Origin of the sequence: Maribacter halichondriae, assembly GCF_027474825.1 — a bacterium.
Classification (GTDB): domain Bacteria; phylum Bacteroidota; class Bacteroidia; order Flavobacteriales; family Flavobacteriaceae; genus Meishania; species Meishania halichondriae.
This window is the reverse complement of sequence record NZ_CP107030.1, coordinates 3,486,843-3,500,970: the sequence shown is the minus strand read 5'-3', so window position 1 is coordinate 3,500,970 and position 14,128 is coordinate 3,486,843. Positions and strand designations below refer to the sequence as shown.

Sequence of the window (14,128 nt, the reverse complement as noted above, 5' to 3'; positions counted from 1 at the left end):
AACCATGTCACACTTTGAAATTACTGGCTTAGATCATGTCGCCATTCGAGTAAAGAACATTGAAGCATCGGTCAAATGGTATACCGAAGTCTTGGGCCTGAAACGCTACCAATTGTCCGAATGGGGCGACTTTCCTATTTTTATGTTGGCCGGTAAAGCGGGCGTTGCTTTTTTCCTGCGAATGCAGAACATCCGAAGCTTGACCAAACTTCCAGAAATATAAAAATCGACCATTTTGCTTTTAACGTGACCAACGAGAATTTTGACAAGGCTCAAATCAGATATAAGGAGTTAGGCCTAATCTATAATTTTCAAGACCACTTTTATTTTCATTCCATCTACACTAAAGATTTAGATGGTCACACTGTAGAGTTGACCACTTTGGTAGTGGATGAAAAATCGTTTTATGGGTTGGAAGAGTAAATTATATTGTAAGTATTAAGCCATTTTTGAAGCATTTCTTTTTGTTGTGAAAGACAAAGCCTTCTTAACTTGGCTGTTAGACCTTCTGTACAAACGAGCAACTTCGGTGTTCTTTTCTGTTTTAACTTCCTTTACGGTAATCTCAGTAGCGATTCCCATTTCGATAGTCTCAACTTTGGCATCCTGAGCTTGGGCAGCGACTCCGATAAAAAGAACAAAAATTAAAGTTGCGATGGTTTTCATGACTGTTTGTTATATATATTTATATATAAAACCCACAGACCCCGTTTTTAGGGGATTTGGTTCGTTCAACGAGACCAAATACTCGTTAAGCGACAAAACTTCGGATTAAGTGTAAAAAAGCCTCGATAACGGGATCGTGCCCTAAAAACACTTTACCGAAAGAACATGCGTTTTAACCTAGTTTTTAGATTAAATTTCATCGACTAAAAACCTTAATGTGCAGTGTAGCGCGCCAATTCAAACAATTTTTCTATTTTTGGCCCCATGGATTTGAAAAAACTATTTGGAACAGTACTGACCCTACTGGGCATAGGTGGCCTAATCTATACGGCCATTCTTTTTGCGAACGATTCGGGTACAACCAAAATGCTAATGGTGTATGGTATTTTAGGTGCCATTTTCTTTTTTGCCGGCGTAGGTCTCATCCGGAATACGAAAAGTGTCTGAAAAACTAGTTTTTAGAAAATAGTTTCCCGCAGTTCATTTCTTAGATAAGAATCGATTTCTTGAAGTTCAAAATCATTCAAGGCAACTTCCGAAGCTTGGGCATTGGCGTTGGCCTGTTTTGCATTCTTCGCCCCGACCAAGACCGAAGTAATTCCATTCTGTTGGGAGGCCCATGCTATGGCTACCTGTGCCAACGTGCACGAATGGATTTCTGCGATCGAATCCATAAGGGAAAGTAATCCTTGCAACTGCGGCCAAATATCCTGTCGATAGTAATTGTAGAAACGACCTCGATTGTCGTTTTCGGCGAAGTCGGGCAGTTCGCGATGTTTTCCTGTCAAAAGACTGCCTGCAAGCGTGCCATAGGTAACAAGACCCAATTCGTTTTCTTCGCAATACGGTACAATCTGCTCCTCGATTTTACGGTTTACCATGGAGTAATTTGGCTGAAGGCAAACGATATCTGTCATACCTTGAATTTGTTCCATAAGTTCGGTCGTGAAATTGGAAACCGCCAAATGCCGAAACTTTCCCTGTGCCTTTAGCTTTATCAACGTATTTACCGAATCTTCCAACGGAGTGTTTGTATCGGGCCAATGGATGTAGTACAAATCGATAAAATCGGTTTTTAACCTTCTTAAGGATTCCTCCATATCTTTTTGGATGTTCGCCGGACTCAAATCTCTGATAAACTCTGTTTTCGTACGAATAACTCCCGTTTTGGTGGCAATGATAATTTTGTCCCTTTTTCCTTCAATCGCTTTGGCGACTACTTTTTCGGCATGGCCTGCGCCATAGGCGGGAGCGGTATCGATAAAATTGATTCCCGCATCAATCGACGCCTGTATCGCGTCAATGGATTCCTGGTCATCTATGTCTCCCCAAAAATCATTTCCCATGGCCCAAGTCCCCAAAGCAACTGTAGAAACATCAAGGTCGGTATTGGGGATTTTTCTGTAGTTCATAATTTTCTATTTTAATTTAGAAGTGATTTAAACATCCGGTTGGTCAAATAGGCTATACTCCCTCTTTTCGCAGCACCTCCAAAGGCGGACTTTTAATTACACTACGACTATTGCTCAACCCGATAAGCAAAACCAACAAAGTTATCCCCGGAAGAACAACCAAAAAAGGCACCCAAGAGGGCGAAAAGTCCGTTTTATAAACGAATACGGCCAACAGTTTGCTTGCAAAGAAGGAAAGCAGTATGCCAATACCAGAGCCTAGAAAACCTAGATAAAGATATTCCAAAGCGGTAATGTTTAAAATTTGCTTACTCTTGGCCCCGAGGGTTCGTAGCAGCACACTCTCTTTGACACGTTGGTATTTGCTTGTGCGAACCGAACCTATCAATACTATAATTCCGGTTAGAATACTGAAGAAGGCCATAAAATTGATGACCCAAGAAATTTTGTCAAGAATGTCTTGGACCATAAATAATAACTGCCGCACATCGATAATAGATACCGTAGGAAATTTTTTAACGAGTTCACGTTGCAATTTTGCAGACGATTTTTCATCCGGAGCATTGGTACTCAATACGTGAAATTGTGGCGCGTTTTCAAGAACTCCTTTAGGAAAAACCACAGAAAAGTTCATCTGCATACGGCCCCAATCTACCGCACGGGTATTCGCCACAACGGTTTTCATTAAAACACCCTGTACATTGAAAACCAAAGTGTCTCCCTCGATAACCTGTGCATCACGGGCAACATTATCCGATAGCGAGATGGGTACCGCATCGCCTTCCGTAAATTCAGGATTCCATTCTCCAGTTGCCAGAGTCTCCGATTCGACTAAGGAATCCCTATAAGTGGTACGGAATTCATGGTTCAAAATCCATCGGTTAATGGTCGAGGTGGTATCTTCACGGATATCGTTCACCGGCCTTCCCTTTATACTTTGAATACGCATGGTAACGATAGGAAAGTTGTCGATCACTTTTAGGTCATTGTTTTTGATATTTTCGGCGACTTCTTTTGTTTCATCGGATTGTACATCCAATAAGATAAGATTTGGAGTTTTACCACTGGCTTCCAAAGAGGTCTTGGCCACCAAAATATCCTTGGCGAAATACAGTGTACTTATCAAAAAGCTACCAATACCTATCGCCAGGAGCAATACTAAGGTCTGATTGTTCGGGCGATATAGATTGAGTAAACTTTGCCGTGATGTATATCCCCATGAATTCGGAAAATACTTTTTAACCGCCCTCATAAAAAGGAATGCAATACCTGTCAGTACCGAAAATACGACTAGAATCCCCAGAACGAAAAACAGGGCAAAACGGGTATTCTTCAATATCCAAAACGAAAATCCGGTTAGAAAGACCAGAATCGCCATCATGACGACGAAAGTCATTCTACGTGCTTTTGGCGAGGTACTCTCTTGAATTCGTAAAACCTGTAAAGGAGAAACGTACCAAGTGCTTAATAAGGGGGACAAAGCAAAAAGCACGGACATTATCAAACCTAACAAGGGACCCACAATTAAAGGTTGCAACGCCACCGAGATATCAATTTCCAACGGTAGGAAGTCTTTCAACAATAGTGGGAAGAACTGCTGAAGGGACAGTCCGATAAGGGTGCCGATAATTCCTCCGAGCAGGCCCATTCCGGCAATTTGAATCAAATAAATCAAAAAGGACTGTTTACGGGTGGCTCCCAGGCATTTCAATACGGCCACGGAAACCAGCTTTTCCTTAATATAAATATGTACCGAACTGGCAATTCCCACACATCCTAATAACAGCGCTATAAAAGCGACCAGGTTTAAAAACTTGCCAAAATTATCATATCGACGTCCTAATTGACGCCCTGTAGATTCGTGGGTGTCCAAATCGGCATTCTCCGCATCAAGAATTGGATCAATTCTTTTTGCCAATGCCGTATAATCGGGTTCAGGATTTGCCACAAAATAACTCTTGTACTCGACCCGACTTCCGGTCTGAACCAATCCTGTTTCATCAATGAAACGATACGGAATATATACAGGAGGAGCCACGGAAGTTGAAATCCCAGTACTTCCCGGACCTGAAACTATTGAGCCCGCAATGGGCATTTTGATAAGGCCTACCTGAATCGAATCCCCAACTTTTAAATCGAACTGTAGCATTAGCGTGGCATCGACCAAGGCACCACCTTTTTGTTGGTATTCGATGGCAGCAGAAGGCGGTTTTGTAACCAAACTTCCATAAAAAGGATAGCCCCCTTGAATACCGCGAACAAAAGCCAATTTTGTTGCATTCTGTTTCGGAAAAGCGACCATGGAAGGGAAATTAATCTCGGTGGCGTTCGCACCGCCTAAAGAATCGATAATGGACTGTACTTTTTCCGTATGGGGCTGCTTTCCTGCGATTAAAAAATCAGAACCCATCAACGATTTAGATTGCTGGGTAAAGTTTTGTTTTAGATTATCACCAAAAGACTGTATAGAGACCAACGCAGCGATACCCAAAATAATGGAGGCCATAAATAAAAAGAGACGTTTCAAACTCGCCCGACCATCGCGCCACGCCATTTTGAAGAGCCATCCTAAACTGGCTTTGGGTGTATGAAGTGGGCTATCACTCACAATACTGCCGTGATTTCGTTTGCCACCAGTTTTCCACCTTTCAATTGTATGATATGCTGGTTACGTTTTGCCAGTTCCAAATCATGGGATATGATGATAAGTGTCGTGCCAGCTTCTTTGTTCAGATCGAACAACAATTGAATGACCTTTTCACCTGTTTCCTCATCGAGGTTGCCAGTAGGCTCATCGGCAAAAAGAATCGAGGGCTTATTCGAAAATGCCCGAGCCAAAGCCACACGCTGCTGCTCTCCACCGGATAGTTGTGATGGATAATGGTGCATACGATCTTTAAGGCCCACTTTATCAAGTAATTCTTCCCCAGTTTTTCGTGCACCTTTCACGCCTTGTAATTCCAACGGGACAATAACATTTTCTAAAGCAGTCAAGGTCGGAAGTAATTGGAAATTTTGAAAAATGAAACCTACTTGTTTATTGCGCAATTGGGCGCGCTCATCCTCGGTAAGTCCGTTAAGTTCTACACCACAAAGTTCGACCGTACCCGAATCCGGTTCGTCGAGACCTGCACATAGCCCTAAAAGTGTTGTTTTTCCGCTCCCCGAAGGGCCAATAATTGCGAATGTGGAACCGGCCTCGACAGTAAACGAGACATCGTCGAGTACGGTCAATTCTTTCGAACCGCTCTTATAACGCTTCCCCAGATGACTGACGTTTAATATCTTTGTCATAAATTGATTGAATCTTCTTTTTCAAACTGTCATATAATGACAGAACCTGAAAAATAAGCATTTGATTTCGATTTTCTCAACCTATAGCTATGCAGACCTTCTTAAAATTTCGTTATTTTTTAGTATTGGCTCTTTTTATTTCGTGTAAAGAGAATCCGAAGCAGGAATCTGACACATCTGTTGAAAATCCTGTGGAAAACACGGTCAAATCAGAAGTTGAAACTGATACCAAAACCATTTTGTTCTTTGGAAACAGTCTGACCGCGGGGTATGGCCTAGATACCGAAGAATCGTTTCCTGCGCTGATACAAGACCGATTGGATTCTTTGGGAATGAATTATACCGCCATTAATTCGGGCCTAAGTGGCGAAACCACGTCCGGGGGATTGAATCGACTCAATTGGGTACTGAATCAAAAAACTGATGTATTCGTACTCGAATTGGGAGCGAACGATGGTCTAAGGGGCATCCCTTTAAAAGAAACCCGAAAGAACCTTCAATCCATTATCGACTTGGTAAAAGAAAAGAACCCAAGCACGAAGATTATTTTGGCCGGTATGCAGATTCCGCCCAATATGGGTCAGGACTATACTGATGAGTTTCGAAAAATATATCCTGAGCTAGCGGCCGAAAACGATTTAAGGCTCATTCCGTTTCTTTTGGATGGTGTCGCCGGAATACCTGAACTGAACTTACAAGATGGAATACACCCTACGGCCGAAGGACAAAAAATTGTCAGGGAAAATGTTTGGAAGGTTCTTGAGGAAGTTCTTTAGGAAAAAAGTCTTTTAAGCCATTTTAGCCGCATTTCTTTTTGTAGTAAAAGAAAGCGCTTTCTTAGCAGTAGAAAACTTTCTTCTGTACAAACGGGCAACTTCAGTATTCTTTTCGGTTTTAATTTCCTTTACGGTAATCTCGGTAACGATTCCCTTTTCGAAAGTCTCAACCTTATTATCTTGTGCTTGGGCAGCGACTCCGATAAAAAGAACAAAAATTAAAGTTGCGATAGTTTTCATGACTGTTTGTTTTATATATATAAAACCCACAGACCCCATTTTTAGGGGATTTGGTTCGTTCAACGAGACCAAATACTCGTTAACCGACAACAACTCGGATAAAGTGCAAAAAAGCCTCGGTGAATGCACAGAACCCGAAAAACACCTTATCGAAAAAAGGGACGTTAATCGACCAAATCAATAACTTTAGGAAAGCTTTAGTAGTGCGAAAAGGTATTTATAATTAAATTGAAGTGTGGTTATAGAGCACTTTACTAAAATTTGAGCGTATGCTACGAATCGATCTGATCAATAAAAAGTCCATTAGCGATGCAAATAAGCTAGCATTCCTACTTCTATTCTGCGGCACACTTTACGCGGCCGCCATTTTTCAAGATTATATATCATCTCAAATAAATACCACAGGTTTTTATTGGTCGGAAACCATGCTCTACAACATATATTGGTTCTGGTTGATTCCTTTTACTTGGCTGGCCCTGAAGATTTATATATCCCTTAGACCCCATAGTTTGCTTTTGAATATACTCTTTCTTGGGACTATTAGTCTAGTTTTAACGATATCGCATATATTGGTTTTTACCCAGTTGTTCGTAACTTTCAGTCGACTTTTATTTTCCAATCCGCATCGTTATGGGCGTATTTTTGAATCTGCACTATCGAACCAAGCCTACATTACTTTTATTATCTATGCCTTTGTACCACTGCTTATTCGATATTTTAGAAAAATAGTTCCGGAAAGAGAGGCACTCCATAGTATGTATGACAATTCTATAACGGTGCGTAAAGGATCAAATAGAATTTCTATTAAGGTCGAGCATATTCAATCTATCGTTGCAAACAAGCCTTATACTGAAATAACAACAAATGGTACGAAATATCTACACAATGGTACGCTCAAAAAGTTTGAAAGTACGTTGGACCCGAAAATGTTTATTAGGGTTCACCGGTCCGTTCTGGTCAATAAACTTCATATCGTAGGTTTGAAATCAAGAGGTAACGGAGACTACGATGCCACCCTTACCAGTGGTAGTTCCGTTAGGTTTAGCCGTCATTATCGGAATTATTGGGCGCCATTGGCCTCCACTGGGATATAATACTACTCCTTTAGGCATATTGAAGGTGTTTTCCCATTTAGACAAACTTGTTTCTGTGTATTTTGTTCAAAAAGGTAGTATGACAAATCGTTTCCACAACTTCTTTGTATTCATTCTGTTGTTATGTATGGCTTCATGTTCGGGGCAGAACAAAACCAATATTCCTGAGAAAAAGTCAATTAAAAATGTAATAGTTGGTGGTCCGTTCGAAAATGGAGAATTTATGTACTACGGAATGCCAGAAACCATAAGTGCCGTTGATACTAGTGCTGCTTGGCATCTCGATGGACAAAAATTGATGATTCAAGGAAGAATGTTTAGAGAGGATGGAAAAACACCCGCCCCCAATGTCATACTTTACTACTATCAAACGGATACGGCCGGATACTACTCCGACCACGAAAGTTTGGACCCTAGGGCGAAACGCCATGGGTATATTCGCGGCTGGGTAAAATCTGACGACCAAGGAAACTACACAATTTATACGGTACGCCCTGCCCCCTATCCCAATCGTAAGGAGCCAGCGCATATTCACATTTCCGTAAAAGAGCCGAATATTGAAAAAGAATATTATCTCGATGAACTGGTCTTTGATGATGACCGACTATTGAATACTGAAAAAGAAAAGCATTGACCAACCGGGGAGGCAGTGGTATTTTGAGAGCTATGAAACGGAATGGTTTTCAGGTTGCGGAACATAATATCATTCTTGGATTGAACATTCCGAATTATCCCCAAACCAATAAAACGGATATTGTTTCAGGTATTTCCATCGGGGAAGATGTACTTTCATTTACCCCTTTCACGCTTGGGGACCGGATAAGGGCACAAAGACCTGTCCCGTTTGCAAATATGGAAAGCGGCAGGGTATTCTTTACTTTGTTGGAAGACATCCTGATTGGGCGGCAATCAAAAAATGGTTTTTATATTTTGAGGCAGAGAGCCTGAAAAGGGCAAAAAGATTAAAGGTGTATTTTGTGTATGGGAATGACATTGATTACAATAAAACGGACCACACTAAATTATTGGAATCCTTGGGTGAAGAGTTGGCCCTTGAACATGTCGCCTTGACCGTTGTACCATCATTTTGGGATTCAGACTCTGAAGTTGATCTTATTAAAATCAATCCGGAAGTAAGGAGTACCCTCATTTTGTACAAGAATAGCAACGTCAGGGATAAGTATGTTGATTTAGATCCAAATCCCACAAATTTTAATCTAATCACGAGACGCTTGAATGAAACCGCTGGTGTTTTTTGGAACAATGATTAAATGAAAACGTAGCGGAAAATATTGGTGTCAAGCTACCTTTATCCTATTTCGTCGAACTGCAAAATGCAAATGCTTTTTTACCGCTGACCTTCTTCTCTTGTACAAAAGAGAAAGTTCTTTGCCCACCTTATGATTATCTGGGAAAGAATTATTCAGCTTAACTATTGAATTTTCTGTTTCTTTTATAACGATGACTTTTTCCACAGCTGACCTTTGCGCTTGGGCTACTACGCCAAAAAACAACACTAAGATTAAAACAAGAATACTTCGCATGGTAATAAGGTTTGGTCATATGATAACCTCTGACAACGCATTTCAGAGCGGTATTATTCGGTAAAACGCCCTATTTTCACGACAAAGTGATCACAAATCGATGAAACACAGATTTTTGTAATCCAGAAAAATGCCTTGTAGGAACGATTGACCGAAGAAATCAAGCACTTTATCGGTAGTGCATGGGTTTATGAAGCTAATTCATGACAAAAATGAAGTGAAAATCGGAACGGCTGACCACACAGTCAAACATTTTCAAATAGACTTGCGTAAGTATTCGTAACTTTTGGGCACTAAAAAAAGAAAAAAATGAAGCTATTGAAAATTACAACACTTGTTATGATGACGTTGATTAGCGCATGCTGCCAATCAAAAACAAAAGAATCCAATAAAGCCCAGAATTCGGAAACCCAAAAAGAAGAAATTGCCCCAACCCCACAAGATTTAAGCCAATATGAAACCGCATACTTTGCAAGCGGCTGTTTCTGGTGCGTCGAAGCGATTTTTGAAAGTGTAAAGGGCGTCAAGGAAGTTATTTCGGGGTATTCCGGTGGAAAAGAAAAAAATCCGACCTATGAACAGGTAGGCGGTGGACTTACCTCGCATGCAGAAGCCGTTGAAGTCTATTACGACCCAAAGGAAATTTCGTTTACGAAACTGGTACAAGTATTTTTTGGTTCCCACGACCCCACAAGTTTCAATAGACAGGGACCCGATCGCGGTCCACAGTACCGATCTGTAGCCTTCTATAAAAACGCCGAAGAAAAGAAAATCATTGAAGACTATATGAACGCCTTACGCGAACAAAATGTCTACGATGCGCCCATCGTTACCGAAGTGACCCCATTCGAAATCTTTTATGATGCCGAGGAGTATCATCAGGACTATGAGCTGAAAAATCCGAATAATTCATACATAAGAAATGTGTCCATCCCGAGGTTGAATCGGTTCAAAAAGAATTTTCCCGAGTATTTGAAGGAGGATGCACATTAGTGAAATGTAATTAGGTCGTCGATGTTAAAATTTTGTAAACCTTATCCTAATAAAAGATTCTTTGCTCTATCTTTAAATAAACAATAATAGCATTACTATGAAGAAAGCAGGCATTACTTTTATAATTGGATTCGTAGGTCTTTGTTCTATTCTCGCCTTTACCACATTATCACAAGAGCGGCTGCTATTAAAAAAGATTACGGAAAGACTCTTAGACTACAACCGTAACCAAGCCCCTGAAAAAACATACCTGCATACCGATAAGGACCTCTATACCAATGGCGAGACCATTTGGTTCAAGACCTATCTAGTGGATGGCATTTCGCACAGCCGTACCGCAAAAAGTAATGTGGTCTATGTGGAATTGGTAAATAACCAAGATAGCATCGTGGCCCAGCGCAAACTCTTCGTCAATGACCTTGGAGCCTCGGGCGACATCGAAATCGACGAAACCATTCCCCAAGGGGATTACACCCTGCGCTCGTATACCAAATATATGCTCAATGAAGAGGAACCGGTCATTTTCGAGAAAAACGTACCGATCTTCGTACAGGAAGTGCGAAGCAACATGACCGCCGATCAGGTTCCGCTCACCAGGTCGTTGCGTGGCTTCGAACGAAATGCGACCAGTGCCAATACCGTTTTCGGCAAACCCAACATCAAGTTCTTTCCGGAAGGTGGGAATCTCGTACAGGGGCTGCCTGCAACAATGGGATTGGAGGTATTGGATGCCAAGGGCAACGGTATCGCCTTCAAGGGAGCCATAAAAGATAAAGAAGGCAACGTTATCGAACCTTTCGAAAGCCTCGAATTCGGTTTGGGCAGCGTAGGCTTCACGCCCCTGCCCGACACCGAATATTATGCCAGCGTAGTATTCAATGGCGAAGAAGAACGATTTCCGCTACCCAAGGCACTGTCAGAAGGGTATGTGCTCAGTTTGAAGAACAGGAAAGATCATTTGCTTGTTCAAGTGGCAAGCAACGAACCTGAAGGGCTCGCAGGAACTATCTTAGTAGGGCATTTACGAGGCGACCTGATATTCAAGCGCATCGGACAGTCAGATGACAACGATTCGTACGCTACTAAAATATATACCGATGAGCTACAAGACGGTGTAGCCCAGTTCACCCTTTTCGCCCCAGATGGCGAGCCGGTAAGCGAGCGCTTGATCTTTATCGATGATCCTGACAATGATGCCTTGCTCACCATTTCGGCACCCGCGAAAGAATTCGGAAAACGAGAAAAGGTGGACTTGAACGTAACTCTTACCGACGAAAAAGGTAAGCCGCTCAAAGGGGACTTCTCCATGAGTGTCGTGTCAAAAACAGGTGGCAACGTCTCGACAACCAATATCAAAAGTTGGCTCCTTTTAGATTCCGATTTGGGAGGTACGGTACAAAATCCCGATTATTTCTTTGCCGATGATTCGCAGGAGCGCAAATTTCTTTTGGACGCGCTTATGCTCACCCATGGTTGGAGACGCTTCGTTTGGAAAGACATGCTATCCAAAAACGTCAGCAAGGCACCTACCTATGCTCCGGAAAAGGGCATTATGATCGATGGTCGTACTACAGTTTTCGGCCAACCGTTTAAAACTAGGCAAACCGTCGCGACACTTAATATCTATGGTCCTGACATTCTTAATGCGAAGAAAGAGACAACGTCTCAGGGTAAGTTTAGTTTTGGGCCCTTCTATTTTCAAGACAGCCTTGAAGCTACCGTAGAGGCCTACGATTCTATACCAAAATGGGAATACAAACGAAAAAATTTCTCCATCGTCTTGGAAGATCAACGGCCCGAATTACCCTCACGACTTAAAAAAACAGAGCGTACCAATCGCCGTACCATTGAACTGGCCCAAGAATATTTAAAGGAGGCGTACGAAAAAAAAGTGACCGACTTCAAGTACGATCCAAAAAAGGTGACCCGGCTTGACGAGGTTGTCGTGTCGGAAAGAAAAAATCGCCTAGGCAGATTATCAATGAGGAATACAATGCAGAAACAACTTCTGGTCTTTTTTCTAGACGCGTATATAAGGATTCCATTGCTGGGAGTGAAGCCCTTAGTGCTATGGATTTGTTGGCAAGAATGCCCGGTGTTTGGGTGACCGGTATCTATCCAATGCAAGGTATTAGTTTACCTGGTGGACCCAGGACCGTCAATTCAGGATCAAATCCATTAGTGCTTGTTGATGGGATAGCAACTGATTTATCTTTTCTACAACCCCTCAGGGCAACCGAAGTAGCTTTTATCGATGTGGTTTGGGGTTCTATACAGCATTGTGGGGAGCTAGAGGAGCATCAGGTGTAATTGCTGTTTATACCAATAGAGGTTTCCAATTAGACAATCTAACACCTCAGGAATACCCAGGAATTACTAAATTTAAAATACCCGGTTTCTTTAAGGCGCGTGAATTCTACACCCCCGATTATGCAAAGGAAAAACCTGAGAAACCCGATTATCGGACGACCCTTTTCTGGGAGCCCGAAGTTACTTTGAACGACGAAGGAGAATCATCTTTGGACTTCTACACCGGAGATCAAACAGGAGGCTATTGGGTCAAGGTAGAAGGTATTACCAGTGACGGAAGGCCCGTTAGCGGTCTGTACGATATCGAAGTGTTGGAATCGAATTGATTCATGGGCATGTAATTATCACAAAGCGACTTATTTCAGGTCGCTTTTTTATTTGTAGATTTAGGGAGTAAATTTTTTATTTAAATACGGGCCTGTATGAATTACAAGAAAATATTCGCATTAACATGGATTACAATACTTTTAATAGGATGTGCCGAAACCAAAAAAGACGATATCCCTTGGATTGAAATTTTTGATGGAAAAACCCTCAACGGTTGGACCCAAAAAGGAGGCGAAGCCAACTACGAAGTTCGGGATGGAATGATTGTCGGCTCCACCGTACATGACACCCCGAATTCTTTTATGACCACCGATAAGATGTACGATGATTTTATTTTGGAATTTGAATATATGGTCGATTCCACCATGAATTCGGGGGTACAGATACGTAGTAACAGTTATCCGCATTATAGGGATGGACGCGTACACGGCTATCAAATCGAGATCGACCCGTCAGATCGTGCCTGGAGTGCGGGCATCTATGATGAAGCACGAAGAGGTTGGCTGAACCCATTGACCGATAATCCCGAAGCCCAAAAAGCGTTCAAACAAAACGATTGGAACCACTATCGGATCGAGGCGATCGGCGATACAATTCAAACTTGGATCAACGGGGTTCCAGCAGCGCATTTGATCGACGATAAGACCGCTAGTGGTTTTATAGGACTACAGGTACACAGCATTCCAAAGGAAAACAAAGCAGGTACCGAAATCATTTGGAAAAACATCAAAATTCTGACCGATAGCCTTTCAAAATATTCAAAACCCTTCCCGATTCCACCCATAATTACCAAAAATAAAGTAGGCGTTGATGAAGAAAAGAATGGTTGGAAAATGCTGTGGGATGGCCAAACGACGAACGGCTGGCGCGGTGCAAGATTAGATGAGTTCCCCGATTCAGGTTGGGAGATTGGCGATGGAGTTTTGACAGTGCTACCCTCTGGTGGCGAAGAATCGGCCGCCGGTGGCGATATCGTAACCAAGGATTTGTACGGCGATTTCGAACTAAAGGTTGATTTCATGATTACGGAAGGGGCGAACAGCGGTATCAAATATTATGTGGATACCGACATCAACAAAGGTCCTGGGTCATCCATAGGCCTTGAGTATCAGATTTTGGACGATGCAAAACATCCCGATGCCAAATTGGGAAATCACGAAGGTAGCCGAACTGTTGCCTCACTTTATGATCTCATTTCGGCAGACCAGAACAAACCCATGAATGCGCCCGGCGAATGGAACACCGCCCACATCATTGCAAAAGATAATCACGTAGAGCACTGGTTGAATGGGATGAAAGTGTTGGAATATGAAAGAAAAAGTCCTGAGTACCGAAAACTGGTATCCGAGAGCAAATATGTAAAATGGCCCAAATTCGGTGAATCCGAACAAGGGCATATTCTATTGCAAGATCACGGGGACAAAGTTTCCTTCAAAAACATAAAAATTCGACCAATCGCTAAAGAATAAACT

At 42.1% G+C, this 14,128-nt stretch carries 18 protein-coding genes; 12 read left to right on the top strand and 6 right to left on the bottom strand.

The annotated features are described in order from the left end of the window. The first annotated feature begins 4 nt into the window (after window positions 1–4). Complete coding sequence (locus tag N8A86_RS16285; RefSeq protein WP_273566348.1) at window positions 5–223, top strand: VOC family protein; 219 nt, start codon at window positions 5–7, stop codon at window positions 221–223. Between the two features lie 23 nt (window positions 224–246). Further along, window positions 247–423: a hypothetical protein gene (locus N8A86_RS16280; RefSeq protein ID WP_273566347.1), complete on the top strand. Its 177-nt coding sequence runs from the start codon at window positions 247–249 to the stop codon at window positions 421–423. A 15-nt stretch (window positions 424–438) separates the two neighbouring features. On the opposite strand, the gene N8A86_RS16275 is transcribed toward N8A86_RS16280, so the two are convergent. Further along, a complete protein-coding gene (locus N8A86_RS16275) occupies window positions 439–666 on the bottom strand; it encodes a hypothetical protein (RefSeq protein ID WP_273566346.1) in 228 nt (75 codons plus the stop codon). Between the two features lie 264 nt (window positions 667–930). On the opposite strand from N8A86_RS16275, the gene N8A86_RS16270 reads away from it, so the two are divergent. Then, window positions 931–1,113: a hypothetical protein gene (locus N8A86_RS16270; RefSeq protein ID WP_273566345.1), complete on the top strand. Its 183-nt coding sequence runs from the start codon at window positions 931–933 to the stop codon at window positions 1,111–1,113. Between the two features lie 11 nt (window positions 1,114–1,124). Here the strand turns inward: N8A86_RS16270 and N8A86_RS16265 are convergent, their stop codons facing one another. The 3 genes from N8A86_RS16265 to N8A86_RS16255 are packed head-to-tail and all read right to left on the bottom strand — an operon-like array spanning window position 1,125 to window position 5,372. Beyond that, window positions 1,125–2,078: an aldo/keto reductase gene (locus tag N8A86_RS16265; RefSeq protein WP_273566344.1), complete on the bottom strand. Its 954-nt coding sequence runs from the start codon at window positions 2,076–2,078 to the stop codon at window positions 1,125–1,127. Window positions 2,079–2,130: 52 nt separating this feature from the next. Next, window positions 2,131–4,632: an ABC transporter permease gene (locus tag N8A86_RS16260; RefSeq protein WP_273569081.1), complete on the bottom strand. Its 2,502-nt coding sequence runs from the start codon at window positions 4,630–4,632 to the stop codon at window positions 2,131–2,133. Window positions 4,633–4,682: 50 nt separating this feature from the next. Further along, a complete protein-coding gene (locus N8A86_RS16255) occupies window positions 4,683–5,372 on the bottom strand; it encodes an ABC transporter ATP-binding protein (RefSeq protein ID WP_273566343.1) in 690 nt (229 codons plus the stop codon). Between the two features lie 89 nt (window positions 5,373–5,461). Between N8A86_RS16255 and N8A86_RS16250 the strand changes: the two genes are divergently transcribed. Further along, window positions 5,462–6,148 (top strand): arylesterase, encoded by a 687-nt coding sequence (locus N8A86_RS16250; RefSeq protein WP_273566342.1) that lies wholly within the window; start codon window positions 5,462–5,464, stop codon window positions 6,146–6,148. A gap of 12 nt (window positions 6,149–6,160) precedes the next feature. Here N8A86_RS16250 and N8A86_RS16245 read toward each other — a convergent pair whose 3' ends face one another. Then, a complete protein-coding gene (locus N8A86_RS16245) occupies window positions 6,161–6,388 on the bottom strand; it encodes a P-loop NTPase family protein (protein ID WP_273566341.1) in 228 nt (75 codons plus the stop codon). A 269-nt stretch (window positions 6,389–6,657) separates the two neighbouring features. Here N8A86_RS16245 and N8A86_RS16240 point away from each other — a divergent pair, with 269 nt between their 5' ends. The 4 genes from N8A86_RS16240 (at window position 6,658) to N8A86_RS16225 (ending at window position 8,753) form a co-directional block, all read left to right on the top strand. Beyond that, a complete protein-coding gene (locus N8A86_RS16240; protein ID WP_273566340.1) occupies window positions 6,658–7,482 on the top strand; it encodes a LytR/AlgR family response regulator transcription factor in 825 nt (274 codons plus the stop codon). A gap of 79 nt (window positions 7,483–7,561) precedes the next feature. Next, window positions 7,562–8,116, top strand: coding sequence for a dioxygenase family protein (locus tag N8A86_RS16235; protein ID WP_273566339.1), 555 nt, complete (start codon window positions 7,562–7,564; stop codon window positions 8,114–8,116). Further along, window positions 8,113–8,430 carry a hypothetical protein gene (locus N8A86_RS16230; RefSeq protein WP_273566338.1) on the top strand — a complete coding sequence of 106 codons (318 nt, stop codon included), beginning with the start codon at window positions 8,113–8,115 and terminating at the stop codon, window positions 8,428–8,430. Before N8A86_RS16235 ends, N8A86_RS16230 begins: the two co-directional genes overlap by 4 nt. 20 nt (window positions 8,431–8,450) lie before the next feature. Beyond that, on the top strand, window positions 8,451–8,753 hold the full coding sequence (locus N8A86_RS16225) for a hypothetical protein (protein ID WP_273566337.1): 303 nt from the start codon (window positions 8,451–8,453) through the stop codon (window positions 8,751–8,753). A 27-nt stretch (window positions 8,754–8,780) separates the two neighbouring features. Here the strand turns inward: N8A86_RS16225 and N8A86_RS16220 are convergent, their stop codons facing one another. Continuing rightward, window positions 8,781–9,026 (bottom strand): hypothetical protein, encoded by a 246-nt coding sequence (locus N8A86_RS16220; RefSeq protein ID WP_273566336.1) that lies wholly within the window; start codon window positions 9,024–9,026, stop codon window positions 8,781–8,783. 309 nt (window positions 9,027–9,335) lie between these two features. Between N8A86_RS16220 and msrA the strand changes: the two genes are divergently transcribed. The 4 genes from msrA (at window position 9,336) to N8A86_RS16200 (ending at window position 14,125) form a co-directional block, all read left to right on the top strand. Next, a complete protein-coding gene (msrA, locus tag N8A86_RS16215) occupies window positions 9,336–10,019 on the top strand; it encodes a peptide-methionine (S)-S-oxide reductase MsrA (protein WP_273566335.1) in 684 nt (227 codons plus the stop codon). Window positions 10,020–10,116: 97 nt separating this feature from the next. Further along, the gene (locus N8A86_RS16210) at window positions 10,117–12,126 is read left to right on the top strand and encodes a hypothetical protein (RefSeq protein ID WP_273566334.1); all 2,010 of its coding nucleotides are present in this window, start codon (window positions 10,117–10,119) and stop codon (window positions 12,124–12,126) included. Between the two features lie 154 nt (window positions 12,127–12,280). Next, complete coding sequence (locus N8A86_RS16205; protein WP_273566333.1) at window positions 12,281–12,655, top strand: hypothetical protein; 375 nt, start codon at window positions 12,281–12,283, stop codon at window positions 12,653–12,655. A 96-nt stretch (window positions 12,656–12,751) separates the two neighbouring features. Next, window positions 12,752–14,125 carry a 3-keto-disaccharide hydrolase gene (locus N8A86_RS16200; RefSeq protein WP_273566332.1) on the top strand — a complete coding sequence of 458 codons (1,374 nt, stop codon included), beginning with the start codon at window positions 12,752–12,754 and terminating at the stop codon, window positions 14,123–14,125. The last annotated feature ends 3 nt before the right edge of the window (window positions 14,126–14,128 follow it).

Coding starts and splice junctions, on each gene's coding strand:
- N8A86_RS16265 (WP_273566344.1), bottom strand. CDS start 2,078: ATGAACTACAGAAAAATCCCCAATACCGACCTTGATGTTTCTACAGTT.
- N8A86_RS16275 (WP_273566346.1), bottom strand. CDS start 666: ATGAAAACCATCGCAACTTTAATTTTTGTTCTTTTTATCGGAGTCGCT.
- N8A86_RS16270 (WP_273566345.1), top strand. CDS start 931: ATGGATTTGAAAAAACTATTTGGAACAGTACTGACCCTACTGGGCATA.
- N8A86_RS16260 (WP_273569081.1), bottom strand. CDS start 4,632: ATGGCGTGGCGCGATGGTCGGGCGAGTTTGAAACGTCTCTTTTTATTT.
- N8A86_RS16200 (WP_273566332.1), top strand. CDS start 12,752: ATGAATTACAAGAAAATATTCGCATTAACATGGATTACAATACTTTTA.
- N8A86_RS16235 (WP_273566339.1), top strand. CDS start 7,562: ATGACAAATCGTTTCCACAACTTCTTTGTATTCATTCTGTTGTTATGT.
- N8A86_RS16245 (WP_273566341.1), bottom strand. CDS start 6,388: ATGAAAACTATCGCAACTTTAATTTTTGTTCTTTTTATCGGAGTCGCT.
- N8A86_RS16210 (WP_273566334.1), top strand. CDS start 10,117: ATGAAGAAAGCAGGCATTACTTTTATAATTGGATTCGTAGGTCTTTGT.
- N8A86_RS16240 (WP_273566340.1), top strand. CDS start 6,658: ATGCTACGAATCGATCTGATCAATAAAAAGTCCATTAGCGATGCAAAT.
- msrA (WP_273566335.1), top strand. CDS start 9,336: ATGAAGCTATTGAAAATTACAACACTTGTTATGATGACGTTGATTAGC.
- N8A86_RS16250 (WP_273566342.1), top strand. CDS start 5,462: ATGCAGACCTTCTTAAAATTTCGTTATTTTTTAGTATTGGCTCTTTTT.
- N8A86_RS16255 (WP_273566343.1), bottom strand. CDS start 5,372: ATGACAAAGATATTAAACGTCAGTCATCTGGGGAAGCGTTATAAGAGC.
- N8A86_RS16220 (WP_273566336.1), bottom strand. CDS start 9,026: ATGCGAAGTATTCTTGTTTTAATCTTAGTGTTGTTTTTTGGCGTAGTA.
- N8A86_RS16285 (WP_273566348.1), top strand. CDS start 5: ATGTCACACTTTGAAATTACTGGCTTAGATCATGTCGCCATTCGAGTA.